Raw genomic sequence first — 21,793 nt, 5'->3', positions numbered from 1 at the left:
CTGGCTGCAACAGCTGCCGCGTTTCTATACTCGCGCGCATATGGCCACTGCCACCGATCGTTCCTCCGTCAACCTGCAGGCATTGATCCGCGACGCCGCCGAGGGTGATCACGCCGCCTTTGCGCAGGTCTACCAGCGCACCCATGTGCATCTGTTCGGCGTTGCTGTGCGTATGTTGGGGCAAGGACAGGCGGCCGAGGATGTGCTGCAAGAGGCGTATGTGAGCATCTGGAAAAACGCTGGAAGCTACCGCAGCGAAGTGGGCGGGCAGCCTATCCAGCCCATGACGTGGCTGATCGCCATTGTGCGCAACAAGGCGCTGGACGCCTTGCGTGCCCGTGCGCGGCGGCCAGAAAGCGCCTGGCACGACACCGCAGAGCTTGCCGGCAGCGATGGGGACGGCAGCGACGCGCCGCCGGGTGCTGCGTCTGCATTGGCCCCCGCACCCAGCGCGCTGCATTTGCTGGAGCAGGCCACCCAGGCATTGCGTATCGAAGGCTGCATGAATGCCCTGGAGGGGAGCTACCGGCAAAGCCTGGCGCTGGCCTACTACCAGGGCCTGTCGCATTCCGAGGTGGCGGCGCAGATGGGAGCGCCGCTGGGTTCGGTCAAGGCATGGATTCGGCGGGGCCTGGAGCGCCTGAAGAACTGCCTGGCCGCGCAAGGGGTGGGCACATGAGATACACCCACCCCGCGCTGCTGGACCACCTGGCGTCTGCCTATGTGCTGGGCACGCTGGGTGGTGGCGCGCGCCGCCGCTTCGAGCAGCTGCTGAGAGATCGCAGCGACCTGCAGTTGCTGGTGGCGCAGTGGGAAGGGCGGCTGGGGATGCTGGCCAGTTCGGTGCCGGTGCAACAGCCACCGCAGCGCGTGTGGGCCGCCATTGAGGCGCGCACCCGGCCTCGCGATGTGGATGTGAAAGAGGTCGCCCCACAAGGCGGTTGGATGGGCGCGCTGTGGCGGCGCCATGGGGTGCTGCAGGGCTTGGCGGGTGTGGTGCTGGGTGCGGTGGCCACTGTGGCCCTGGTGGCTGCGGTGCCCACCTGGTTTGTGTCGAGCGACCAGGTGGCCTTGCGCGCCGGGGACAAGCTGCCGCAGGCCTATGTGGGCCTGCTGACCGACGCAGCGGGCAACGGCAAGGTGCTGGTGAGTTCGCTGCGCCATGGGCGCACGCTGACGGTGAAGGCCATCGGGCCTATCACGCTTCCAGCGGCTCCAGCGACGATGGCGGGCGCTGCCCCCCAACTGGTGCTGTGGGCGGTGCCCGCCGACGGCGCCCCGTTTGCGCTGGGCACGGTGCCGGTGACGGGTTCTACGGTGTCGGTGTTGCCTGATACGTCAGAGAAGCTGCTGCTCAAGGTCAGCAAACTCATGGTGACGCTAGAGACATCGGCAACGCCCCAGGTGCCCAGTGGCACCGTGCTGTTCACCGGCAACTGCGCCAAGCTGTGGTGAGCGGCGCAAGGCTCCCATCGGCTTTGCAAAAATAATTGTCCGGCGCTGCATCCGTTTTGCATTCCGTGTCGTTTGTCCGAGGTGCCGGTCTCCGGCATGGGGCCAGCGCGGCCTCCGGTCTTTTCCACTTCACGTTTTTCAGGAGCCTCCCATGCCTTCATTTTCTGTTCGCCCCTTGATGTCTGCGCCCCTGCTGAGCCTGGCGCTGGTGCTGGTGCCCGTGTTGGCACTGCCCATGGCCCACGCGGCCGATATGCCCACCACGCCAGTGGAGAACGCACGCATTGACGACTTTGCCGTGGGCAAAAAAGCCATCGAAGCCAAGAACTGGACGCTGGCGGCCAGCAGCTTCAGCAAGGTGGTGGCCCAGAACCCACAGAACGCCGATGCCTACAACCTGCTGGGCTACTCCAACCGTTGGCTCGGCAAATACGACGAGGCGTTTGCGGCCTACAACAAGGCCCTGGCGCTGGACCCCCGCCACAAGGGTGCGCTGGAATACTCGGGCATGGGCTACCTCAAGGTGGGCCAGAAGGCGCAGGCCGAAGCCCAGCTCGCCAAGCTGCAGGCCATCTGCGCGCAGTGCGAGGAAACCATCGATCTGGCCAAGGCCATTGCGGCCTACAAGCCTGCGCAGTAACGCTGGCTGGCCGTGGGAGTCACCCGGCAGGTGGGAGTGTGGTCGTCGCCCGGAGGGATGGCGCATCGCTCTCCCTTTCCGGTATTTCTTGACGAATTCTTACTCGTAACTTACAGTGAATTTCCCCGTTTTCCGGGAGATTCCCATGACTCTGAACGAGCTGCAACGCATCAAGCAATGGCATGTGGTGCACAAGGCCGACCATCCGCTCGAATACCACCTTTGGGATCTGGTGCTGACGCTCTGGATGCTGGGCTGGGTAGGCTGGTTTCCCATCTTTGCTTTTGGCGAGCCGTTGACTGCGCCGCTGTGCCTGATGGGGATCTTCGGGCCCAGCCTCTATGTCACTTGGCGAACGCGCGCGCACTTGCGCCACACCTTGCGGTGCGACTGGATTGATGCACGGGGCTGATGGATTGCGGGGCTATTGCCGCGCGGTGCGCACGTTGCGCGGCAGGCCTTGCGGGTGGCTGGTGCGCAGCGGATTGATATCGAGCCCACCCCGGCGCGTGTAGCGCGCATACACCGTGAGCTTGATGGGTTTGCAGCGGGCCCACACGTCCATGAAGATGCGCTCCACGCATTGCTCGTGGAACTCGTTGTGGTTGCGAAAGCTCACCAGGTACTGCAGCAGGCCTTCCTGGTTGATCTGGGGGCCGCTGTAGCTGATCTGCACGCTGCCCCAGTCTGGCTGACCGGTCACCAGGCAGTTGCTTTTCAGCAGGTTGCTGGTCAGGGTTTCGGTCACCGGGCCCGCGTTGAATTCGGCTGTGAGCAGCTCGGGCGCGGGCTGGTAGCGCGTGCACTCCACGTCCAGCCGGTCCAGGCTCAGGCCATCCAGCTCGTGCACGGGTTCCTGGTCGAACAGCTCGGGGGCGATGAGCTTCACGCCCACGGTGGCCGGGTGCTCGGCTCCGCGCCACACGGCTTCGCTGATGTCGGTGCGGATGCGGGCCTGCACCTCGGCCATGTCGGCAAACCGCGTGTTGTTGAAGCTGTTGAGATACAGCTTGAACGACTTGCTCTCGACGATGTTGGGCGTTTCGCAGGGCACGGTGATGTGCGCGAGCGCCACCTGCGGCTTGCCGCGTGCATTCAGCCATGACAGCTCGAACGCAGTCCACAGGTCGGCGCCGAAGAAGGGCGCAGCGCCTGCGATGCCGATCTCGGCCCGTTTGCCCGCGCGGGGGATGGGGAACAGCAGCGAGGCGTCGTACTGGTCCACATAGGCCGAGGCCTTGCCAAGCTGGGATTGTTCTGGCGTGTTCATGCTGGTGTGATAGTGAAAGTGATTGCTATATTTTTAATAGCTATTTAGGCAATATAGACGGGCGGAAAGGCCTGTTTTTACTTGAATTCCCGCTCGCGCAGCCACTTGGTGGCGATCCACTTCTCGCCGGCGATTACGGGAGCGCCGCCGTGCAGGGTGCGCGTGGAGGTGTGGGGGCGCTCGTAGCTGAAGAACACCGCATTGCCGCGCTGCGGGCCCACCTCAAGATGCACGTCAGGGAAGGTGGTGCCACCGCCTTTTTCGGGGGTGTTGAGGTACATCACCAGAGTGCCCACGCGCTGTCCGCCGCGCTTGACGATGGTGGCCGTGCCGGGCTCGGCAGGGTCGAAGTAGTCGTAGTGCGGCTTGTACTCGGCGCCGGGGCGGTAGTGCAGCACCTGCAGGCCCTCGCCGTTCTCGATGGGCCAGTTCAAGAGGCGTGCAACGCGCGCCTCGATGCGCTGGATCAGCGGTGTTTCGCCGCGCTGGAAGAACATGCCGTCGCTGGTGCGGTCGGCGTTGATCTCTTCGCCGCCCGTCTTGGTGGCCACGGTGAGCGAACGCGCCAGGCGGGGCTCGGCGTCGGCAATCAGGGCATCGCATTCTTCGGGCGACAGCAGGTTGCCAAACACCACGATGCGCGGCTGGGCCATGGCCAGCAGCACGTTGACCATGCGGTCGCCGCAGTCCACCTGCGAGGGCGATGTGTCGAGCTGCGGTTCGGGCACGGGCACGGCCGAGGGCAGGCCCTGCTGCACGGCCAGCTCGTTCAGGTGGTCCTGCAGCGTGATTTCCAGCGCGTCGGCAGCCACGTCCTCGTCCCAGCCCGCGTCGCGCATGGACTGCAGCACCACGGGCGCGGCGTGGCCGGCCTGGGCCTGCTCGATGATCCAGCGGCGCAGCTCGGGCGTGATGGCCTGCCGCGCCGTGTGGCTGCGCTGGGCCGTGGTGGTGCTGTCGGAATGCGTGTCAGAGCTGGATGCCATGGCGGTCCTTCAACGGGGTGGGGGCAGAACAATTTATGCGGTAGGTGCCGCCTTGCGCCGGAACACCAGGCGCTCCGGTTCGGATGATGCCGGGGCAAAGGCATAGCCGTCCAGATCAAAGCCTTCCAGCTTGTGTGGCGTGGCAATGCGGTGGGTGATGGCATAGCGCGCCATGAGGCCCCGCGCACGTTTGGCAAAGAAGCTGATGATCTTGTAGCTGCCGCCTTTCCAGTCCTCGAACACACATTCGATGACCCGCGCCTTGAGCGCCTTGCGGTCCACGGCCTTGAAGTATTCCTGCGATGCGAGGTTGACCACCACGGGCGCGGTGTCGGCCCGCAGCCGGGTGTTGAGGTGCTCGGCGATCTGGCTGCCCCAGAACTGGCAGAGGTTGTTGCCCGCGCCGGTGGCCAGGCGTGTGCCCATCTCCAGGCGGTAGGGCTGCATGCGGTCCAGCGGGCGCAGCACGCCGTACAGGCCGCTCAGGATGGCCACATGGCTCTGTGCCCAGCCCAGGTCGTCAGGGCCCAGGCTGCGGGCTTGCAGCCCGTCGTAGACATCGCCGTTGAAGGCCAGCACCGCCTGGCGCGAGTTGCTGGCCGTGAAGCGGGGCCGCCAGGCCTGGTAGCGCGCCACGTTGAGGGCAGCGAGGGTATCGCTCAGCTCCATCAGCGAGGCGATCTGCTGCGGAGACTGCGTGCGCAGCACCTCGATGAGGGCCGTGGATTGCGGCACAAATTGCGGCGTGGTGTGTGGCAGGCCCTCGGGCAGGGGCGTTTCGTAGTCGAGCGACTTGGCAGGGGACAGCAGGAACAGCATGGGGGCGGAAAGCTCTTGGGTCTGTAAGGGGCGGTTCGTCAGCAGCGGCGCGGGTTATCCAGGAAATGGTACCTGCTCCATCCCGGTTGCCGATCGCTCATGGGTATTGGCAGACGCGCGCTGACAACGCCGAACAAGGCGCTGGGCCTTGCTCGCGCGGCCTCAAAAAACAGAAGGCGGCCGGAGCCGCCTTCTGGGTTCACGGCCACCGCCCGGGGGCGGCCGCCATGTCAGGGCTTCAAGCCGCTGGAGGCTGCTCGAAAGGCAGCGGCATGGCCGACAGGTCGCGGCGGGTTTCCACCAGCACCAGCGGGCCTTCGTCCAGTACCACCACCGGGGGCCGTTCGCGGGGCACGTGGATGGGCTTGGGTTCGGCGGCAATCGCGGCCTGCGCGGCTGCGATCTTGTCCGCATCGGAGTTCACCCATTGCAGGCCCGACGAAGCGGCCACTTGCTGCAGTGCATCGACCGGCAGCGTGAACGCCTGCACGCGGGGCAGGCCGCCCTGGGCTGCAGCAGCTGCTGGGGCGGCTGCGGGTGCCACAGCTGCGGGCGTGGCTGGGGCGGCTATCACAGGCGCGGCGGCTACCACGGGCGCAGCCGCTGGTGCTGCCGGTGCTGCCACGGGCGCTGCTGCAGGGGCCGTGGCCGGTGCGACGGCTTCGGCGGGCGCGGGTGCAGCCGCAGTGGCTGCAACCGCTGGAGCGGCAGGCGCTGTGGCCGGGGCGCTGAAGTAGCTGCGGCGTGGTGGCTCGTCCTGGGGCGCTGCAGTCACTGGGGCTGCTGCGGGCTCGGCCTGGGTGGGGTCGAAATCCAGCATGGCGGGTGCGGCGGCCGCTTCGGCGCCATTGCCGTCGCGGGGGCCACGTTCACCGCGTTCGCGGCGGTCACGGCCATAGCGGTCGCGCGAGCGGCGCTCGCGGCGCTGTTCTTCGCTGGCTGCGCCCTGGCCGTTGCCGGGGGCGTCATTGCCGCTCAGGTCCAGGTCGGGCAGCGAGGCCATGGGCGCTGTGTCGGCAAAGTCGCCGGGCACGGCGGGGGCCTGGGCTGCTGCGGCTTCCTGGGCTTCTACGGCGCGGGGGGCGCGTTCGCCACGGGGGGCGCGGTCACCGCGATCACCCCGTTCGCGGCGGGGGCCACGTTCACCCCGTGGCTGCTGGGCCGCTGCGCCTTCGGTGCCCTGGTTACCCGGGCCTTCCACCTGTGCGTTGGCGGCGGTGTTGTCGGCGTTCAGACCGGCATTTTGCTGGCGCGGCTCGGCATCGCGGCGGCCACGGCCACCGTCACGCCCATCGCGTCCGTTGCGGCCACCGCCTTCACGGCCTTCGCCTTCGGGGCGGCGGTCGGTATCGCGGGGTGGACGGCTCTCGGCGTCGCGGGGGGCGCGGCCTTCGGCCGAACGCTCGCCACGGCGGCCACGGCCTTCACCGCTGCCAGCTTCGCGGTTGCCGTCGCGGCCTCCTTCGCGCTGGCCTTCACGGTTTCCATCGCGGCCACCGCTGCGGCGGCCACGGCCTTCACCGTTGCGGCCGTCGCGGCGGGGTTCGCCACGGCCAGCGGGCTCGGCGGCCGGTGCGGCGGCAGGAGCTGCCACCGGTGCCGGGGCTGCAGCGGGTGCGCCGCCAAAACCGAACAGGCTCTTGAGCCAGGCAAAGAAGCCTTGCTCTTGTGGTGCGGCCGGCGCAGGCGCTGCCACCGGAGCCGGTGCGGGCGCTGGCGCGGCAGCGCCGCGTGGAGCTTGGCCGCTACGCGGTGGGCGGGCCGCGCCTTCGGGGCGGGGCTCGACCTGCGGAGCGGGGGCGTCGGGCAGCACGCCCTTGATCACCGGCGTCTGCTTGTTGGTGGGCTCCTGCGAGCGGCGCGTCACGGCCGTGGGGTCTTCCACTTCTTCTGCAAGCTTGTAGCTGGCTTCGATGTGGTCCAGGCGCGGGTCGTCGTGCTTGAGGCGTTCCAGGCGGTAGTTGGGGGTTTCCAGCGTCTTGTTGGGCACCATCAGCACGGCCACGCGCTGCTTGAGTTCGATCTTGGCGATCTCGGTGCGCTTTTCGTTCAGCAGGAACGAGGCCACTTCCACCGGCACCTGGCAGTGCACGGCGGCCGTGTTGTCCTTCATCGATTCTTCTTGAATGATGCGCAGGATCTGCAGCGCCGACGATTCAGTGTCGCGGATGTGGCCCGAGCCGCCGCAGCGGGGGCAGGGGATGGAGGAGCCTTCGGACAGCGCGGGCTTCAGGCGCTGGCGGCTCATTTCCATGAGGCCGAACTTGCTGATGGTGCCGAACTGCACGCGGGCACGGTCCTGGCGCAACGCATCGCGCAGGCGGTTTTCCACTTCGCGGCGGTTCTTGCTCTCCTCCATGTCGATGAAGTCGATGACGATCAGGCCGCCCAGGTCACGCAGGCGCATCTGGCGCGCCACTTCGTCGGCGGCTTCCAGGTTGGTGCGGGTGGCGGTTTCCTCGATGTCGCCGCCCTTGATGGCGCGGGCCGAGTTCACGTCCACGCTGACCAGCGCTTCGGTGTGGTCGATCACGATGGCGCCGCCCGAGGGCAGCTGCACGGTGCGTGCGTAGGCCGACTCGATCTGGTGCTCGATCTGGAAGCGGCTGAACAGGGCGGCGTCGTCGCGGTAGCGCTTCACGCGGGCGGCATGCTCGGGCATGACGTGCGCCATGAACTGCTGCGCCTGTTCGTAGATGTCGTCGGTATCGATGAGGATGTCACCGATGTCGTTGTTGAAGTAGTCGCGGATCGCGCGGATTACCAGGCTCGACTCCTGGTAGATCAGGAACGCGCCCCGGCCGCCCTTGGCGGCGCCGTCGATGGCGTTCCAGAGCTTGAGCAGGTAGTTCAGGTCCCACTGCAGCTCGGGCGCAGTGCGGCCAATGCCCGCAGTGCGCGCGATGATGGACATGCCGTTGGGGTATTCCAGCTGGTCCATCGCCTCCTTGAGCTCGGCGCGGTCCTCGCCCTCGATGCGGCGCGAAACGCCACCGCCCCGGGGGTTGTTGGGCATCAGCACCACATAACGGCCGGCCAGGCTGACGAAGGTGGTCAGGGCCGCGCCTTTGTTGCCACGTTCTTCCTTTTCGACCTGGACCAGCAGTTCCTGGCCTTCCTTGATCACCTCATTGATGCGCGCCTGGCTGGGCGAGACACCGGGGGTGAAGTAGCTGCGCGAGATTTCCTTGAACGGCAGGAAGCCGTGGCGGTCTTCGCCATAGTCCACAAAACAGGCTTCCAGCGAGGGCTCGACGCGCGTGACGACGGCCTTGTAGATGTTGCCCTTGCGCTGTTCGCGCCCTTCGATTTCGATTTCGTAGTCGAGGAGCTTTTGTCCGTCGACGATGGCCAGGCGCCGTTCTTCAGGCTGCGTGGCGTTGATGAGCATCCGCTTCATGATGCGATTCCTTCAGTGTTTCGTGGACAGCAGCGGTGCAACCCACCTGACCCACAGGGAGGGCTGCGCGGGCTGCCGCCCACAGTTTCCAAACCAATACAACAAGCTCTACAGGAGCTGTGAATGCCTGGACTGACGCATCGAAACGAAGGGAATTGCCGGGAATGCCAATGATCTGCCGCGCTCTAGCGCAGCATCGTGAGGCAGGGGCGCGTGGATGGGGGCGAGTGGTAGGAGCGCAGTTTTGCTAGCAAAAGAGTAGCTGAATGCGCTTGCTGGCTGGGCGCTGAAGGCGATTTTGAGCATGCAGCCAAAGGCCGCAGCCTCCGCCACAGGGTCTCTATCCATGCCATCAACAACCACATGCTCGCTTTGATCCGCTGGCAGGCTGCGCCCGGGTAGGGAACATCTGCCAGCTTGGGGGATTCCGTATCAGTGTTTCAATCTGTCAGCCCGCCGCGTGGCATGCGGGCCACCACAGGCATCTGGCCTGCAATCTGCGCGCACGACACCCGCTGGCATCGACCTGCCTGCACGGGGCAATGGGCTGTGTGGACTAAACTCCAGACAAATCAACCACTTACATGACAACGCGCAGGTGAAACACATTATAGGGGCCAAACCGCCCGCCGCTCCTGCGGGCCTTCCCGCAGCCCGCATGGTGGAGGTCGATGAAGACTCCGCCGGCCAGCGGCTTGATAACTTTTTGATACGCCACCTGAAGGGCGTACCCAAGACGCATGTCTACCGCATCATCCGCAGCGGCGAGGTGCGCATCAACAAGGGCCGCGCGAGTGCCGACACCCGGGTGGAAGCGGGCGACCTGGTGCGCCTGCCACCCGTGCGGATTTCCGACAAGGTGGCTGAAAAAGCCGAGCGCCCGGCGCCCGCGCGCGAGTTCCCCATCCTGCTCGAAGACGAGCACCTGATCGCCCTCGACAAACCCGCTGGTGTGGCCGTGCATGGCGGGAGCGGCGTGAGTTTTGGCGTGATCGAGCAGCTGCGCCAGGCGCGACCGGCCTCCAAGTTCCTGGAACTGGTGCACCGGCTGGACCGCGAAACCTCGGGCATCCTGCTGGTGGCCAAGAAACGGTCAGCGCTTACTCACTTGCAGGACCAGTTCCGCGAGCGCGAGACGGGCAAGACCTATCTGGCGCTGGTTACTGGCACCTGGCCCGCCAACAAGAAGGTCATCGACCTGCCGCTGCACAAGTACCTGCAGGCCGACGGCGAGCGCCGCGTGCGCGTGACCACGGCGGACGACCCGGACGGCATGCGCTCCATCACCCTGGTCAAGGTGCGCAGCACGGCGGCTGCCCGGCCGGAGCAGGGCCTGCCCGCAATGTCTTTGCTGGAGGTGACCATCAAGACTGGCCGTACCCACCAGATCCGTGTGCACCTGGCCAGCCAGGGTCACGCCATCGTGGGCGATGACAAATACGGCGACTTTGACCTCAACAAACGCCTGCAGAAGCAGGGGATGAAGCGCATGTTTCTGCATGCGTGGCGGTTACAGTTCAACCACCCCGCCTCGGGTGAGCGTGTGCAGCTGATTGCCGAACTGCCCCCCGAGCTGGCCGAATTTGTCTCCCCCGCCTGACGATCCAGCGCGAAGAACCTCCCTCCATGTCTGCCAAAAACTTCCGTCCGCGCCGCTTCGACCTCATCGCCTTTGACTGGGATGGCACCCTGTTCGACTCCACCGCCATCATCGTGCGCTGCATCCAGGCTGCTGTGCGCGATGTGGGCGGCACGGTGCCCACCGACAAGGAAGCAGCCTATGTGATCGGCATGGGGCTCATGCAGGCCCTGGCCTATGCGGCCCCCGACGTGCCTGCTGAGAAGTACACCGAGCTGGGCAACCGTTACCGCTTCCACTACATCCAGCACCAGGACGACCTGAGCCTGTTCGAGGGCGTGTTGCCCCTGCTGAATGATCTGCGTGAGCGCGGCCACCTGCTGGCCGTGGCCACGGGCAAAAGCCGGCGCGGGCTGGACGAGGCGCTGCACTCGGTGGACTTGCGCGGCGTGTTCGACGGATCGCGCACCGCCGACCAGACTGCTGGCAAGCCCCACCCGCTGATGCTGCAGGAGCTGATGGCCGAATTTGACGTGGCGCCTGAGCGCCTGCTGATGATCGGTGACACCACCCACGACCTGCAGATGGCGGTCAACGCGGGCTGCGCGAGCGTGGGCGTGAGCTACGGCGCCCACGAGCCCGACGCCTTCCACGCGCTGAATCCGCTGTCGGTGGTGCATTCGGTGCGCGAGCTGCACGACTGGCTGCTGCAGCATGGCTGAGAAGGTGTGAACGAACCCGCCATGTCCACGCCCCCCGAACAGTCTCTTCCCTTGTGCAACAGCGCCGACCTGGTCGATGGTGGCCTGGCGGTGGCGTTTGATGTGCGTTATGCGGGGCAGACCTGCCGCGCCTTTGCCATCCGCTACCGAGGCGTGCCCCATGCCTACCTCAACCGCTGCACCCATGTGGCGATGGAGATGGACTACCAGGAAGGCCATTTTTTTGATGACACCGGCCAATGGCTGCTGTGCTCCACCCATGGGGCGGCCTACCTGCCCCACACGGGCCAGTGTGCCGGAGGCCCCTGCCGGGGCGGGCTGGTGAAAATTGCTTTGTCAGAAAGCGATGGTGTGGTGCACTGGCATACTGCCCACCACCTGCAGCCCGTGGAGTTCTAGACAATCCAGATGGAAAGCCTGGACCCACGCCACCTGCCACCCGCCGCCTGTGTGGGGGCGCCGGCCGCAGTGGTGCAGTGCCCAGGACACAAGACATGACCGACCCCCAATCGCCCGGACCCTCGGGTTTTGACCCCAAAAGCAACCCCGCGCCCGACCTGTGGGCGCAAGCAGCTACACATTCAGGAGCATCTGTGAGCGACCCATCGCGTGAACCTGGCTGGGAACGCGCCACGCTGGAAAAGCTGGCCTTCTCCGCCCTCCAAGAACAACGCAGCGCCCGCCGCTGGAAGATCTTCTTCCGCCTGGCCTGGCTGGTGCTGATTGCCGCTGTCGCCTTCACGGCGCTGCGCCAGGCATCGCCCAGCGCCAGCAAAAGCACGCCCCACACGGCCGTGGTGGACATCAAGGGCGAGATCGCCAGCGGCGCCGAGGCCAGCGCCGAGTTCGTCGTTGCCGCCATGCGCAGCGCGCTGGAGGACGAAGGCTCGCAGGCCCTGGTGTTGCTCATCAACTCGCCCGGCGGCAGCCCGGTGCAGGCGGGCATCATCAACGACGAGATCATTCGCCTTAAGGCCAAACACAACAAGCCGATCTACGCCGTGGTCGAGGAAACCTGTGCCTCGGCGGCCTACTACATTGCCGCAGCCGCCGACGACATCTATGTGGACAAGGCCAGCATCGTGGGCAGCATTGGCGTGCTGATGGACGGTTTTGGCTTCACTGGCACCATGGAAAAGCTGGGCGTGGAGCGCCGCCTGCTGACGGCAGGCGAGAACAAGGGCTTCCTCGACCCTTTCAGCCCGCAGACTGAAAAGCAGCGCGCCTATGCGCAGACCATGTTGGACCAGATCCACCTGCAGTTCATCGCCGTGGTGAAGGCCGGCCGGGGCGACCGCCTCAAGACCACGCCCGACACCTTCAGCGGCCTGTTCTGGACCGGCCAGCAGGCCGTGGAAATGGGCTTGGCCGACAAGCTGGGCAACCTGGACTATGTGGCACGCGAAGTGGTCAAAGCCGAAGACATCATCGACTACACCCGCCGCGACAACGTGGCTGAGCGCCTGGTCAAGCGTTTTGGCGCTGCGATTGGTGTGGGTGCGGTGAGGTCTTTGGCGTTGGCGGGCCCTCAGCTGCGCTGACCGCCTCCCACCCGGCCTGGTGGCCGAATGCAGAAAAAATGCCCCGGATGGAATTTCCATTCGGGGCATTTTGCTTAAGGGTTGCTGGTGTGGGTGGTATAGGGCAACGAGCCGCGCTGCGCCGATGGTGGCCGCGGGGAGGGTGAACTCCTCAGCTGTCCACCCCACCAGCCTTGCGCTGGCGTGATCCATCTTCCAGGATGGTGTCGTCTGCAGTCAGCTTGCCGGTGTCATCCCACTGCTTGCGCGCCGTGAGCCTGGTGCGCCCTCGGCCGTCGGGGTCGGAATACTGCTCTTCCAGCGCCAGGCGGCCGTTGTCGTGGAAGGCTTGCTGGGTGCCCACGGGCCATTGATCGGCATTGAGCTGCTCGCGTCGCGCCAGCTTGCCGTCGTCGCGGTACATCTCGCGCAGCAGGCGGGCGTCCTTGCCGGTGCCGCTCCAGGTGCTGCGCTCGCGCATGGCGCCGTTCAGGTACCAGCGCTCTGCCTGCACCTCGCGGCCCTCGGCAAAGCTGCGCTGCTCGATGAGTTGGCCCGACGCGCCATAGCGTTTGGCGCTCAGCAATTGGCCGCGCGTGTCCCGCAGCGTGCGGTCGTCGGGCGCGAAGACTCGCTCCTCGCGCAGCACGCTCTTGCCGCCTTCGGTGGAGAAAATTTTGTGCACCCGCCGGCCGTCCACCATCATCTGTTGGGCGGCAACGATGCCGTCGGTGGTCCATTCGGTAGCGTTCAGCAACCGGCCCTGGTCGTAGCGCAGCTGGGCCGAGCGCGCACCGCTTTCGGCAAAAAGTGGGGTGTCGGTGGCACCGTCAAAGCCGCAGAGCTTGCGGTCCTCGGGCAGCACGCTGGTGCGCGGGCACAGCAGGCGCGCTGGCTGGCCCTTTGTGGTGTATTCCACGTAAAAAAGCTCCTGCCCCTCGCCATGGAAGGACACGCGCTCCACACGGCCTGAGGCATCGAAGCGCCGCACCGCGCCCTGGGTGCGGCCGTTGTCGGCGGTTTCCTCGCGGCGCACCTGGCCGTTGGGCCAGAACTCCGCCACCCGGCCGTGGCTGTTGCCGCGCTCGTTCACCGTGCGCTCGCGCTGCAGGCGGCCTTCGCGGTCGAACATGCGCTCCAGGCCCATGAACTTGCCGTTCTGCAACTGCTGCTCACGCTGCACATGGCCGGTGTCCTCGTCGCGGCAGCGCACCAGGCCAGACTGGCCAGCGGTCTCGCCACCGTTGGAAATATTGATCGCCTTGCCATTCAATTCGCAACGAATAATGGCCTCTGCGCGCGTTCCATAAGCGCTGATAGCTATCAGAAATATAGCGATAGGGTAGGAGTGCTTTGCCATGCTAGCGGCCCAGTGCAAACACGACCGGGGTACGGTTGTCGGGCGGCGCGGGTTGCTGGCGCCATTGCCGCACCAGCTGGCTGTGGATGCGTGCCCCGGGCAGTGTCAGCCCGCTGGCCAGCGCCAGGCGCGTGTGGGGCTGCAGCGTCTGCACCAGGGCCTGCCACAAGGCGGGGTTGCGGTAGGGGGTTTCGATGAAAAGCTGGGTCTGGCCCGTGCGCAGCGCGATGCCCTCCAGTTCCTTGATGCGCTGGGTGCGCTCCTGGCCGTCCTGAGGCAGGTAGCCCACAAACGCGAAGTTTTGCCCGTTCAGCCCACTGGACGCCAGGGCCAGCAGCAGCGACACCGGGCCCACCAGGGGGGCAACAGGGATGCCCAGGTCGTGCGCGGCGCGGACCACCGACGAGCCCGGGTCGGCCACAGCGGGCATACCCGCTTCGCTGACCAGCCCAATGTCGTGCCCGTTCAGTGCCGCCGCCAGCAGCGGGCGGGCGTCGAACGAGGCCGAGCCCTTGTCGCCGTGGTCGCCCTTTTTGTGGACTTCGCGCGGCAGTTCGGTGATCTGCTGCTGCTGCAGGGAGGCTGCGAGGGGGTGCAGGGCGTCGATGCGCTTGAGATAAGCGCGCGTGCTCTTGGCGTTTTCGCACACCCAATGGGTCAGGCGTGCGGCCGTCTGCAGGGTGGCTGCGGGCAGGGCGTCCTGCAGCGGGGCCTGGGTGTCGCAGCCAAAGTCGAGGGGAGCTGGCACCAGGTACAGCGTGCCGGTTTTCGCATTCATCGTTGGCCTCCATTGCGCTGCGCAGTGTCCGGTGCCGGGGAAACTGACGCGGTGCAGGCCAGCGCACCCGTGGAGCTGGCTTGGCTAGGCCACTGGGTGTGTCTCCCTCCCGAAGGAGAGGGGGAGGGCGCGAAGCGACTCAGGGGGTGCTTCATCATGGCAGCACCAGCCCTGCAGCGCGCAGCATGCGGCAGGTGCGGATCAGCGGCAGGCCGATGAGGGCCGTGGGGTCGTCGCTGTGGATCGCGTCGAGCAACGCAATGCCCAGGCCTTCGCTTTTGGCACTGCCAGCGCAGTCGTAGGGTTGTTCGGCCCGCAGATAGCGCTCGATTTCTTCGTCGCTCAGGGCGCGGAACCGCACTTCCACAGGGGCCAGGTCCACCTGTTCAAAGCCCGTGGCAGCGCACACCACCGCCACGGCGGTCTGGAAGACCACGGTCTGGCCACGCATCTGGCGCAATTGCTGCACGGCGCGCTCGTGCTGGCCCGGCTTGCCCAGGGGCTCGCCCGCGAGGTCGGCCACCTGGTCGGAGCCAATCACCACGGCCCCGGGATGCTGCTGCGCCACGGCGCGCGCCTTGGCCAGCGCCAGGCGCAGGGCCAGATCGCGCGGGGTTTCGCCGGGCAGGGGGGTTTCGTCCACATCCGGGGCTGCAACCTCGAAAGGCAGGTTCAGCCGCTCTAGCAATTCACGCCGGTAGCGCGAGGTGGAGCCCAATACCAGAGGGCGTTGCTGGGGGGGGGATTGATGCATGCGCCGATTCTCTTACACTGCCGCCATGACCAAGGAATTCTCCCCGCTGCGCCTGGACGTGAAAGCCTTTGCACAGGCGGGCGGACGGCTGGCGGGCCACGACTCGCTGCTGAAGTACGAACGCCTGGCCCAGGAGGCCAAGGGCCTGCACCCCGACCTGCTGGTGGACTGGGAGGCGGTGGGCGAATTGCGTACCGCTCTGGGTGGCATGGGGCAGGTGTGGCTGTGCATCAAGGTGCGTGCGAGTTTCCCCATGGAATGCCAGCGCTGCATGACCCCCGTGGACGTGCCGCTGGAGGTGGACCGAGAGTTCCGCTTTGTGGCGGACGAGGCCACCGCCGAGGCGCTGGACGACGAGAGTGAGGAAGACCTGCTTGCCCTGAGCCGCGAGTTCGACCTACACGAACTCATCGAGGACGAGCTGCTGATGGCCTTGCCCGTGGTGCCCAAACACGATGAATGCCCCACGGCCGTGCCGCTGGCTTCTTCCGACGACGATTTTGAAGAAGCGAACTCCGAAAAGCCCAACCCTTTTGCAGCGCTCGCCGGGCTGCGCAAGGATCCCAAGGGGTGATTGGCTGACCCAAAAATCATTTGGGTTATAATCGTGGGCTTCACGCGAATCCCATCGTGTCTTTTGGGCTGATCGCGTTTTTACCAACCTACTCAAGATCAGGAGCCATCATGGCCGTTCAGCAAAACAAAAAGTCCCCTTCCAAGCGCGGCATGCATCGCTCGCACAATGCCCTGAACGTGCCAGGCATTGCTGTGGAACCCACCACTGGTGAAACGCACCTGCGTCACCACATCAGCCCCAACGGTTTCTACCGTGGCCGCCAGGTGTTGAAGAACAAGTCTGAAGCCTGATTTCAGCCTCCACCAAGGCCCGCAACTACTTTGCGTAGTGCGGGCCTTTGTTTTGACCGTCGTATTTTTCTTCCGGCCCCATCCGTTGGCCGGACAAGTCGCCCATGATCACACTGGCTGTTGACTGCATGGGGGGCGACCATGGCCCCCGCGTCACGCTCGCGGCGTGCCGCCAGTTTCTCGAACACCACCCCGACGCCCGTTTGCTGCTTGTGGGCCTGCCTGGCAGCCTGGAAGCGTTCTCGCACGACCGTGCCGCCATCGTTCCTGCCTCCGAAGTGGTGGCCATGGACGACCCGGTGGAGGTGGCTTTGCGCAAGAAGAAGGACTCTTCGATGCGTGTGGCCATCCAGCAGGTCAAGGACGGCGCGGCATCGGCAGCCGTTTCTGCGGGCAACACCGGCGCCTTGATGGCCATTGCCCGTTACCTCCTCAAGACGCTGGACGGCATTGACCGCCCGGCCATTGCCACCCAGTTGCCCAATGCCACGGGCGGCGCCACCACGGTGCTGGACCTGGGGGCCAATGTGGACTGCTCGGCCGAGCATCTGCTGCAGTTTGCCGTGATGGGGTCGGCCCTGGTGTCGGCCCTGCAGGAGGGCGGGGAGCCCACCGTGGGCTTGCTGAACATTGGTGAAGAGGTCATCAAAGGCAGCGAAGTCATCAAAAAAGCAGGTGAACTGCTGCGATCTGCGGCCAGTTCCGGTGATTTGAACTTTTTTGGAAATGTCGAGGGCAATGACATTTTCAAAGGCACCGTGGACATCGTGGTGTGTGACGGTTTTGTGGGCAATGTGGCGCTCAAGGCCAGCGAGGGTGTCGCTTCGATGATCATTGGAGCGCTCAAGACCGAGTTCTCTCGCCATATCTTCACGAAAATGGCGGCAATCATCGCTTATCCGATCCTAAAAGCGCTCATGAAGCGCATGGACTACCGCCGGTACAACGGCGCAGCGCTGCTGGGCCTGCGTGGACTGGTGTTCAAGAGTCACGGATCGGCCGACGCCATGGCCTTCGAGCAGGCTTTGAACCGGGCGTATGATGCAGCCCGCAACAACCTGCTCGACCGTGTCCGGACCCGGATTGCGCATGCGGCGCCGCTCCTGGTGCCCGCAGATGCCCAGCCCCAGCCTGGCGTTGCGGCGACGACACATTGATGAGACGCTACTCCCGCATTACCGGCACCGGCAGCTACCTGCCGCCCCGCCGGTTGACCAACGCCGATCTCGTGGCCGAACTGGGCCAGCGCGGCATCGAAACCTCTGATGAATGGATTGTGGAGCGCACCGGCATCCGGGCGCGCCACTTTGCGGCCCCCGATGTGGCCAGCAGCGATCTGGGCCTGGAGGCTGCGCGCAACGCCTTGCAGGCAGCCGGGCTGCAGCCGACGGACATCGACCTGATCATCGTGGCCACGTCCACGCCCGACATGGTGTTCCCCTCCACCGCTTGTATCTTGCAGAACAAACTGGGGGCCAATGGTTGCCCTGCGTTTGATGTGCAGGCGGTCTGCAGCGGTTTTGTGTATGCGCTGTCGGTGGCGGACGCCATGATCCAGACGGGGGCGGCCAACCGTGCCCTGGTGATCGGCGCCGAGGTTTTCAGCCGCATCCTGGACTTCAATGACCGCACCACCTGCGTTTTGTTTGGTGACGGGGCCGGGGCCGTGGTGCTGGAAGCCTCCGAGACGCCGGGCATCCTGTCGAGCGACCTGCACGCCGATGGCAAACATGTGGGCATTCTCTGTGTGCCGGGCAATGTATCGGGTGGCCAGGTGCTGGGGGATCCGCTCCTCAAGATGGATGGGCAGGCGGTTTTCAAGCTGGCGGTGGGCGTGCTGGAAAAGGCCGCCCATGCCGCACTGGCCAAGGCCGGGCTGACCGAGGCCGATATCGACTGGCTGATTCCGCACCAGGCCAACATCCGCATCATGCAGGGCACGGCCCGCAAGCTGAAGCTGCCCATGGACAAGGTGGTGGTCACCGTGGACCGGCATGGCAACACGTCTGCGGCATCCATTCCGCTGGCGCTCGACCATGCCGTGCGCTCCGGCCAGGTCCAAAAGTGTGAGACCCTGCTGCTGGAGGGGGTGGGTGGTGGCTTTACCTGGGGCGCTGTGCTCCTGAAGTTGTAGCTATCAATCCAATATGGACAGGCGGTAGCGCCCAATTTCTCTCAAATTTTTGGATTTTTTCATGACGTCTTTTGCATTTGTCTTTCCTGGACAAGGCTCCCAGTCCGTAGGCATGCTCGATGGGTGGGGCGATCACCCTGTGGTGGCGCAGACCCTGCAAGAAGCATCGGATGCCCTGGGTGAAGATGTGGGTGCCCTGATCAAGGAGGGTACCAAGGAGGCGCTGGCCTTGACCACCAACACCCAGCCCGTGATGCTGGTGGCGGGTGTGGCGGCCTGGCGTGTCTGGCGTGCCGAGGGGGGCGCGGCCCCGGTGGCGGTGGCCGGGCATTCGCTGGGCGAGTATTCGGCCCTGGTGGCGGCCGACGTGCTGACGCTGGCGCAGGCTGCTCCTCTGGTGCGGCTGCGCGCTGCGGCCATGCAAGAAGCGGTGCCGGTGGGTACTGGCGCCATGGCTGCCATCCTGGGCATGGACGCCTCCAAAGTTATCGCCGGTTGTGCCGAGGCGCTGGCATCTTTCGGGTCCGGCACCACTGAGGTGGTCGAGGCCGTCAATTTCAATGACCCGATCCAGACGGTGATTGCCGGAACCAAGGCGGGTGTGGACAAGGCCTGTGAAGTTCTCAAGGCGGCCGGTGCCAAGCGCGCGCTGCTGCTGCCGGTGTCGGCGCCTTTCCACTCCAGCCTGATGAAGCCCGCAGCTGAAAAGCTGCGCGTGGCGTTGGCCGGTGTGGCACTGGCCGCGCCCCAGATTCCAGTGCTCAACAACGTGGACGTGGCGGTGCAGCAGGACGCAGACGCCATTCGCGACGCGCTCTACCGCCAAGCCTTCGGCCCGGTGCGCTGGGTCGAATGCGTGCAAGCGCTGAAGGGCCGTGGCGTGACGCACATTGTTGAATGTGGCCCCGGCAAGGTGCTGGCGGGCCTGACCAAGCGCATCGACCCCGAACTGGTCGGCGCTGCATTGTTTGACTCGGCCACCCTGGCCGAAACCCGGGAGTTGTTGGCATGACGGAATCGACCCAGACGGTAGCCCAGGCAGCGCAAGTAGCGCTGGTAACCGGCGCATCGCGCGGCATTGGCGCGGCGATTGCCTTGGAGTTGGCTGTGCGTGGCTACCAGGTGGTGGGCACGGCCACCACCGATGAGGGGGCTGCGCGGATCAGCCAGGCACTGGCGGCCTACCCGGGCTGCCGGGGTGCCAACCTGAATGTGAACGATGTGGCGGCGGTTGAGGCCCTGATGGACTCCATCGTCAAACAGCAAGGCGGCCTGCATGTGCTGGTGAACAACGCCGGCATCACGCGTGACACCCTGGCCATGCGCATGAAGGATGACGACTGGGATGCGGTGATGGACACCAATCTCAAGGCCGTGTTCCGCACAAGCCGTGCTGCTATCCGTCCGATGATGAAGCAGCGTTTTGGGCGCATCATCAGCATCACCAGCGTGGTGGGTGCATCGGGCAATCCGGGCCAGGCCAACTACGCCGCCGCCAAGGCGGGTGTGGCCGGCATGACGCGCGCACTGGCCCGTGAGCTGGGCAGCCGCAGCATCACCGTGAACTGCGTGGCGCCTGGTTTCATCGAGACCGACATGACGTCCGTGCTGCCCGAAGATCAACAAAAAGCGCTCAATGCGCAGATCCCGCTGGGCCACATGGGCAAGCCAGCGGACGTCGCGCATGCGGTGGCTTACCTGGCTTCGCGCGAGGCTGGCTATGTGACGGGGCAGGAGTTGCACGTCAATGGCGGCATGTACATGTAATTAAGACAAGTTAACGCCGGTTCATCCGGACGGCGGGTCGTTTAGGGGCTTCTCCTTAAGCGGCTAGAATCGCGGATTCATTCACAACCCCCAGAGGGAAACCATGAGCGATATCGAAGCACGCGTCAAAAAAATCATTGCCGAACAACTCGGTGTGGAAGAGTCCCAAGTCACCAATGAAAAGGCCTTCGTGGCAGACCTCGGTGCCGACTCGCTCGACACAGTGGAACTGGTGATGGCTCTGGAAGACGAGTTCGGCATCGAGATCCCGGACGAAGACGCCGAGAAGATCACCACGGTGCAAAACGCCATCGACTACGCCAATACCCACCAGAAGGCCTGAGTGGCGCCCTGCGCCTGACTCAAGCGATCAGCAGAAGGTTTTTACGCATGAGCCGTCGTCGCGTTGTCGTGACCGGCCTGGGTTGCGTCAGCCCCGTGGGTAACACGGTGGCCGATTCCTGGGCCAACCTCCTTGCCGGAAAATCCGGCATTGATCTCATCACCAAGTTCGACGCGTCGAACTTCGCCTGCAAGATTGCAGGGGAGGTCAAAGGTCTTGACCTGGAGTCGTACATCAGCGCCAAGGATGCGCGCGCGATGGACACCTTCATCCACTTCGGCATTGCCGCCGCTGCGCAGGCCGTGCAAGACGCTGGCCTGCCCACGGGCGAGGCGCTCAGCGACGAGTTCGCGACGCGCATTGCCTGCGTGATCGGCTCGGGCATTGGCGGCCTCCCGCTGATCGAAGACACCCATGCGGAACTGGTCAGCCGTGGGCCTCGGCGTATCACGCCGTTTTTTGTGCCCGCGTCCATCATCAATATGGTGGCTGGCCATGTGTCCATGCGCTTCGGCTTCAAGGGGCCGAATCTGGCTGTGGTGACTGCCTGTACAACGGGCTTGCACTGCATCGGAGAAGCGGGTCGCATGATCGAATACGGGGATGCGGATGTGGTGGTGGCCGGTGGCACGGAGTCCACGGTGTCGCCGCTGGGCATTGGTGGCTTTGCCGCCATGCGTGCCCTGTCCACCCGCAATGACGACCCCCAAACTGCCTCCCGCCCCTGGGACAAGGACCGCGACGGTTTTGTGCTGGGTGAGGGCGCTGGCGTGATGGTGCTGGAAGAGTACGAACACGCCAAGGCCCGTGGCGCCAAGATTTATGCCGAACTCAGCGGCTTTGGCATGAGTGCGGATGCGGGTCACATGACGGCCCCCAACATGGACGGCCCTCGCCGTGCCATGCTCAGCGCTTTGCGCAACGCAGGCATCAATGCCGACCAGGTGGATTACCTGAATGCGCACGGCACGTCCACTCCACTGGGCGATATCAACGAAACCAACGCCATCAAGGCGGCCTTGGGCGCACATGCCTACAAGACCGTTGTCAGCTCGACCAAATCCATGACGGGCCATCTGCTCGGTGGTGCAGGCGGGATTGAAAGTGTTTTCACCGTGTTGGCCCTGTACGAGCAGAAGGTTCCACCCACCATCAACCTGTTCAACCAGGACCCCGAGTGTGATCTGGACTACTGCGCCAACACGGCGCGGGATATGAAGATCGACGTGGCCGTCAAGAACAACTTCGGTTTTGGTGGCACCAACGGTACGCTGGTTTTCAAGCGCATCTGATCCTGCAGACTGCGTTTTCCATCGTGGCAAGGATGCCCGTGGACGCCATCGGCCCAGCACACCCAATGCCCGCCCCCTGTTCTGCAGGGTGGTGGGCTATCGCCTGC

General features: G+C 65.2%; 23 protein-coding genes. 16 read left to right on the top strand and 7 right to left on the bottom strand.

Features of this window, described 5'->3' with window-relative positions:
- Window positions 1–40 precede the first annotated feature (40 nt).
- From ACYZGB_RS06985 to ACYZGB_RS06970, 4 genes are all read left to right on the top strand, one after another.
- The gene (locus ACYZGB_RS06985) at window positions 41–679 is read left to right on the top strand and encodes an RNA polymerase sigma factor (protein WP_462387531.1); all 639 of its coding nucleotides are present in this window, start codon (window positions 41–43) and stop codon (window positions 677–679) included.
- On the top strand, window positions 676–1,455 hold the full coding sequence (locus tag ACYZGB_RS06980; RefSeq protein WP_462387530.1) for an anti-sigma factor: 780 nt from the start codon (window positions 676–678) through the stop codon (window positions 1,453–1,455). Before ACYZGB_RS06985 ends, ACYZGB_RS06980 begins: the two co-directional genes overlap by 4 nt.
- Window positions 1,456–1,606: 151 nt before the next feature.
- Window positions 1,607–2,095: a tetratricopeptide repeat protein gene (locus ACYZGB_RS06975; protein WP_462387529.1), complete on the top strand. Its 489-nt coding sequence runs from the start codon at window positions 1,607–1,609 to the stop codon at window positions 2,093–2,095.
- 145 nt (window positions 2,096–2,240) lie between these two features.
- A complete protein-coding gene (locus tag ACYZGB_RS06970; RefSeq protein WP_057226739.1) occupies window positions 2,241–2,507 on the top strand; it encodes a hypothetical protein in 267 nt (88 codons plus the stop codon).
- Between the two features lie 12 nt (window positions 2,508–2,519).
- Here the strand turns inward: ACYZGB_RS06970 and queF are convergent, their stop codons facing one another.
- The 4 genes from queF to ACYZGB_RS06950 form a co-directional block, all read right to left on the bottom strand.
- Window positions 2,520–3,365, bottom strand: a complete 846-nt coding sequence (gene queF / locus ACYZGB_RS06965) for an NADPH-dependent 7-cyano-7-deazaguanine reductase QueF (RefSeq protein WP_462387528.1) — start codon at window positions 3,363–3,365, stop codon at window positions 2,520–2,522.
- A gap of 77 nt (window positions 3,366–3,442) precedes the next feature.
- Entirely contained in the window at window positions 3,443–4,351 is a 909-nt protein-coding gene (locus ACYZGB_RS06960) for a 2OG-Fe(II) oxygenase (protein ID WP_462387527.1), read from the bottom strand.
- 33 nt (window positions 4,352–4,384) lie between these two features.
- A complete protein-coding gene (gene yaaA, locus ACYZGB_RS06955) occupies window positions 4,385–5,170 on the bottom strand; it encodes a peroxide stress protein YaaA (protein WP_462387525.1) in 786 nt (261 codons plus the stop codon).
- Between the two features lie 238 nt (window positions 5,171–5,408).
- Window positions 5,409–8,570: an Rne/Rng family ribonuclease gene (locus tag ACYZGB_RS06950; protein WP_462387523.1), complete on the bottom strand. Its 3,162-nt coding sequence runs from the start codon at window positions 8,568–8,570 to the stop codon at window positions 5,409–5,411.
- 598 nt (window positions 8,571–9,168) lie between these two features.
- On the opposite strand from ACYZGB_RS06950, the gene ACYZGB_RS06945 reads away from it, so the two are divergent.
- The 4 genes from ACYZGB_RS06945 to ACYZGB_RS06930 all read left to right on the top strand — a co-directional run bounded on the left by ACYZGB_RS06945 (window position 9,169) and on the right by ACYZGB_RS06930 (window position 12,412).
- Window positions 9,169–10,170, top strand: coding sequence for an RluA family pseudouridine synthase (locus ACYZGB_RS06945; protein ID WP_462387522.1), 1,002 nt, complete (start codon window positions 9,169–9,171; stop codon window positions 10,168–10,170).
- Between the two features lie 26 nt (window positions 10,171–10,196).
- A complete protein-coding gene (locus ACYZGB_RS06940) occupies window positions 10,197–10,871 on the top strand; it encodes an HAD family hydrolase (RefSeq protein ID WP_462387521.1) in 675 nt (224 codons plus the stop codon).
- Between the two features lie 21 nt (window positions 10,872–10,892).
- Complete coding sequence (locus tag ACYZGB_RS06935) at window positions 10,893–11,270, top strand: Rieske (2Fe-2S) protein (protein WP_462387520.1); 378 nt, start codon at window positions 10,893–10,895, stop codon at window positions 11,268–11,270.
- 95 nt (window positions 11,271–11,365) lie between these two features.
- Window positions 11,366–12,412: a S49 family peptidase gene (locus tag ACYZGB_RS06930; RefSeq protein ID WP_462387518.1), complete on the top strand. Its 1,047-nt coding sequence runs from the start codon at window positions 11,366–11,368 to the stop codon at window positions 12,410–12,412.
- Window positions 12,413–12,563: 151 nt separating this feature from the next.
- Here the strand turns inward: ACYZGB_RS06930 and ACYZGB_RS06925 are convergent, their stop codons facing one another.
- The 3 genes from ACYZGB_RS06925 to ACYZGB_RS06915 form a co-directional block, all read right to left on the bottom strand.
- Entirely contained in the window at window positions 12,564–13,751 is a 1,188-nt protein-coding gene (locus tag ACYZGB_RS06925; protein ID WP_462387517.1) for a toxin-antitoxin system YwqK family antitoxin, read from the bottom strand.
- A 1-nt stretch (window position 13,752) separates the two neighbouring features.
- Entirely contained in the window at window positions 13,753–14,529 is a 777-nt protein-coding gene (locus tag ACYZGB_RS06920; RefSeq protein ID WP_462387516.1) for an SAM-dependent methyltransferase, read from the bottom strand.
- A 154-nt stretch (window positions 14,530–14,683) separates the two neighbouring features.
- Window positions 14,684–15,283 (bottom strand): Maf family nucleotide pyrophosphatase, encoded by a 600-nt coding sequence (locus ACYZGB_RS06915; RefSeq protein WP_462387515.1) that lies wholly within the window; start codon window positions 15,281–15,283, stop codon window positions 14,684–14,686.
- Between the two features lie 25 nt (window positions 15,284–15,308).
- On the opposite strand from ACYZGB_RS06915, the gene ACYZGB_RS06910 reads away from it, so the two are divergent.
- From ACYZGB_RS06910 to fabF, 8 genes are all read left to right on the top strand, one after another.
- Window positions 15,309–15,857 (top strand): YceD family protein, encoded by a 549-nt coding sequence (locus ACYZGB_RS06910; protein ID WP_462387514.1) that lies wholly within the window; start codon window positions 15,309–15,311, stop codon window positions 15,855–15,857.
- 110 nt (window positions 15,858–15,967) lie between these two features.
- The gene (rpmF, locus tag ACYZGB_RS06905) at window positions 15,968–16,150 is read left to right on the top strand and encodes a 50S ribosomal protein L32 (protein WP_005794249.1); all 183 of its coding nucleotides are present in this window, start codon (window positions 15,968–15,970) and stop codon (window positions 16,148–16,150) included.
- Window positions 16,151–16,254: 104 nt separating this feature from the next.
- Entirely contained in the window at window positions 16,255–17,307 is a 1,053-nt protein-coding gene (gene plsX / locus ACYZGB_RS06900; RefSeq protein WP_462387513.1) for a phosphate acyltransferase PlsX, read from the top strand.
- Window positions 17,307–18,284 (top strand): beta-ketoacyl-ACP synthase III, encoded by a 978-nt coding sequence (locus ACYZGB_RS06895; protein ID WP_462387512.1) that lies wholly within the window; start codon window positions 17,307–17,309, stop codon window positions 18,282–18,284. The genes plsX and ACYZGB_RS06895 overlap by 1 nt, the downstream gene beginning before the upstream one ends.
- 61 nt (window positions 18,285–18,345) lie before the next feature.
- Window positions 18,346–19,296, top strand: a complete 951-nt coding sequence (fabD, locus tag ACYZGB_RS06890; RefSeq protein ID WP_462387510.1) for an ACP S-malonyltransferase — start codon at window positions 18,346–18,348, stop codon at window positions 19,294–19,296.
- Complete coding sequence (gene fabG / locus ACYZGB_RS06885; RefSeq protein ID WP_462387508.1) at window positions 19,293–20,051, top strand: 3-oxoacyl-ACP reductase FabG; 759 nt, start codon at window positions 19,293–19,295, stop codon at window positions 20,049–20,051. Before fabD ends, fabG begins: the two co-directional genes overlap by 4 nt.
- A 103-nt stretch (window positions 20,052–20,154) precedes the next feature.
- Complete coding sequence (acpP, locus tag ACYZGB_RS06880) at window positions 20,155–20,394, top strand: acyl carrier protein (RefSeq protein ID WP_003058049.1); 240 nt, start codon at window positions 20,155–20,157, stop codon at window positions 20,392–20,394.
- 47 nt (window positions 20,395–20,441) lie between these two features.
- Window positions 20,442–21,686 carry a beta-ketoacyl-ACP synthase II gene (gene fabF, locus ACYZGB_RS06875; RefSeq protein WP_462387505.1) on the top strand — a complete coding sequence of 415 codons (1,245 nt, stop codon included), beginning with the start codon at window positions 20,442–20,444 and terminating at the stop codon, window positions 21,684–21,686.
- Window positions 21,687–21,793: the final 107 nt, after the last annotated feature.

Source organism: Acidovorax sp. Q11 (assembly GCF_054950075.1).
The sequence above is the reverse complement of the archived record's forward strand: the minus strand, read 5'-3'. Positions and strand labels throughout refer to the sequence as shown.

What these genes read in the sequence shown, in the direction of transcription:
- ACYZGB_RS06985 (WP_462387531.1), top strand. Translation starts at nt 41, where the DNA reads ATGGCCACTGCCACCGATCGTTCCTCCGTCAACCTGCAGGCATTGATC.
- ACYZGB_RS06980 (WP_462387530.1), top strand. Translation starts at nt 676, where the DNA reads ATGAGATACACCCACCCCGCGCTGCTGGACCACCTGGCGTCTGCCTAT.
- ACYZGB_RS06975 (WP_462387529.1), top strand. Translation starts at nt 1,607, where the DNA reads ATGCCTTCATTTTCTGTTCGCCCCTTGATGTCTGCGCCCCTGCTGAGC.
- ACYZGB_RS06970 (WP_057226739.1), top strand. Translation starts at nt 2,241, where the DNA reads ATGACTCTGAACGAGCTGCAACGCATCAAGCAATGGCATGTGGTGCAC.
- queF (WP_462387528.1), bottom strand. Translation starts at nt 3,365, where the DNA reads ATGAACACGCCAGAACAATCCCAGCTTGGCAAGGCCTCGGCCTATGTG.
- ACYZGB_RS06960 (WP_462387527.1), bottom strand. Translation starts at nt 4,351, where the DNA reads ATGGCATCCAGCTCTGACACGCATTCCGACAGCACCACCACGGCCCAG.
- yaaA (WP_462387525.1), bottom strand. Translation starts at nt 5,170, where the DNA reads ATGCTGTTCCTGCTGTCCCCTGCCAAGTCGCTCGACTACGAAACGCCC.
- ACYZGB_RS06950 (WP_462387523.1), bottom strand. Translation starts at nt 8,570, where the DNA reads ATGAAGCGGATGCTCATCAACGCCACGCAGCCTGAAGAACGGCGCCTG.
- ACYZGB_RS06940 (WP_462387521.1), top strand. Translation starts at nt 10,197, where the DNA reads ATGTCTGCCAAAAACTTCCGTCCGCGCCGCTTCGACCTCATCGCCTTT.
- ACYZGB_RS06935 (WP_462387520.1), top strand. Translation starts at nt 10,893, where the DNA reads ATGTCCACGCCCCCCGAACAGTCTCTTCCCTTGTGCAACAGCGCCGAC.
- ACYZGB_RS06930 (WP_462387518.1), top strand. Translation starts at nt 11,366, where the DNA reads ATGACCGACCCCCAATCGCCCGGACCCTCGGGTTTTGACCCCAAAAGC.
- ACYZGB_RS06925 (WP_462387517.1), bottom strand. Translation starts at nt 13,751, where the DNA reads ATGGCAAAGCACTCCTACCCTATCGCTATATTTCTGATAGCTATCAGC.
- ACYZGB_RS06920 (WP_462387516.1), bottom strand. Translation starts at nt 14,529, where the DNA reads ATGAATGCGAAAACCGGCACGCTGTACCTGGTGCCAGCTCCCCTCGAC.
- ACYZGB_RS06915 (WP_462387515.1), bottom strand. Translation starts at nt 15,283, where the DNA reads ATGCATCAATCCCCCCCCCAGCAACGCCCTCTGGTATTGGGCTCCACC.
- ACYZGB_RS06910 (WP_462387514.1), top strand. Translation starts at nt 15,309, where the DNA reads ATGACCAAGGAATTCTCCCCGCTGCGCCTGGACGTGAAAGCCTTTGCA.
- rpmF (WP_005794249.1), top strand. Translation starts at nt 15,968, where the DNA reads ATGGCCGTTCAGCAAAACAAAAAGTCCCCTTCCAAGCGCGGCATGCAT.
- plsX (WP_462387513.1), top strand. Translation starts at nt 16,255, where the DNA reads ATGATCACACTGGCTGTTGACTGCATGGGGGGCGACCATGGCCCCCGC.
- ACYZGB_RS06895 (WP_462387512.1), top strand. Translation starts at nt 17,307, where the DNA reads ATGAGACGCTACTCCCGCATTACCGGCACCGGCAGCTACCTGCCGCCC.
- fabD (WP_462387510.1), top strand. Translation starts at nt 18,346, where the DNA reads ATGACGTCTTTTGCATTTGTCTTTCCTGGACAAGGCTCCCAGTCCGTA.
- fabG (WP_462387508.1), top strand. Translation starts at nt 19,293, where the DNA reads ATGACGGAATCGACCCAGACGGTAGCCCAGGCAGCGCAAGTAGCGCTG.
- acpP (WP_003058049.1), top strand. Translation starts at nt 20,155, where the DNA reads ATGAGCGATATCGAAGCACGCGTCAAAAAAATCATTGCCGAACAACTC.
- fabF (WP_462387505.1), top strand. Translation starts at nt 20,442, where the DNA reads ATGAGCCGTCGTCGCGTTGTCGTGACCGGCCTGGGTTGCGTCAGCCCC.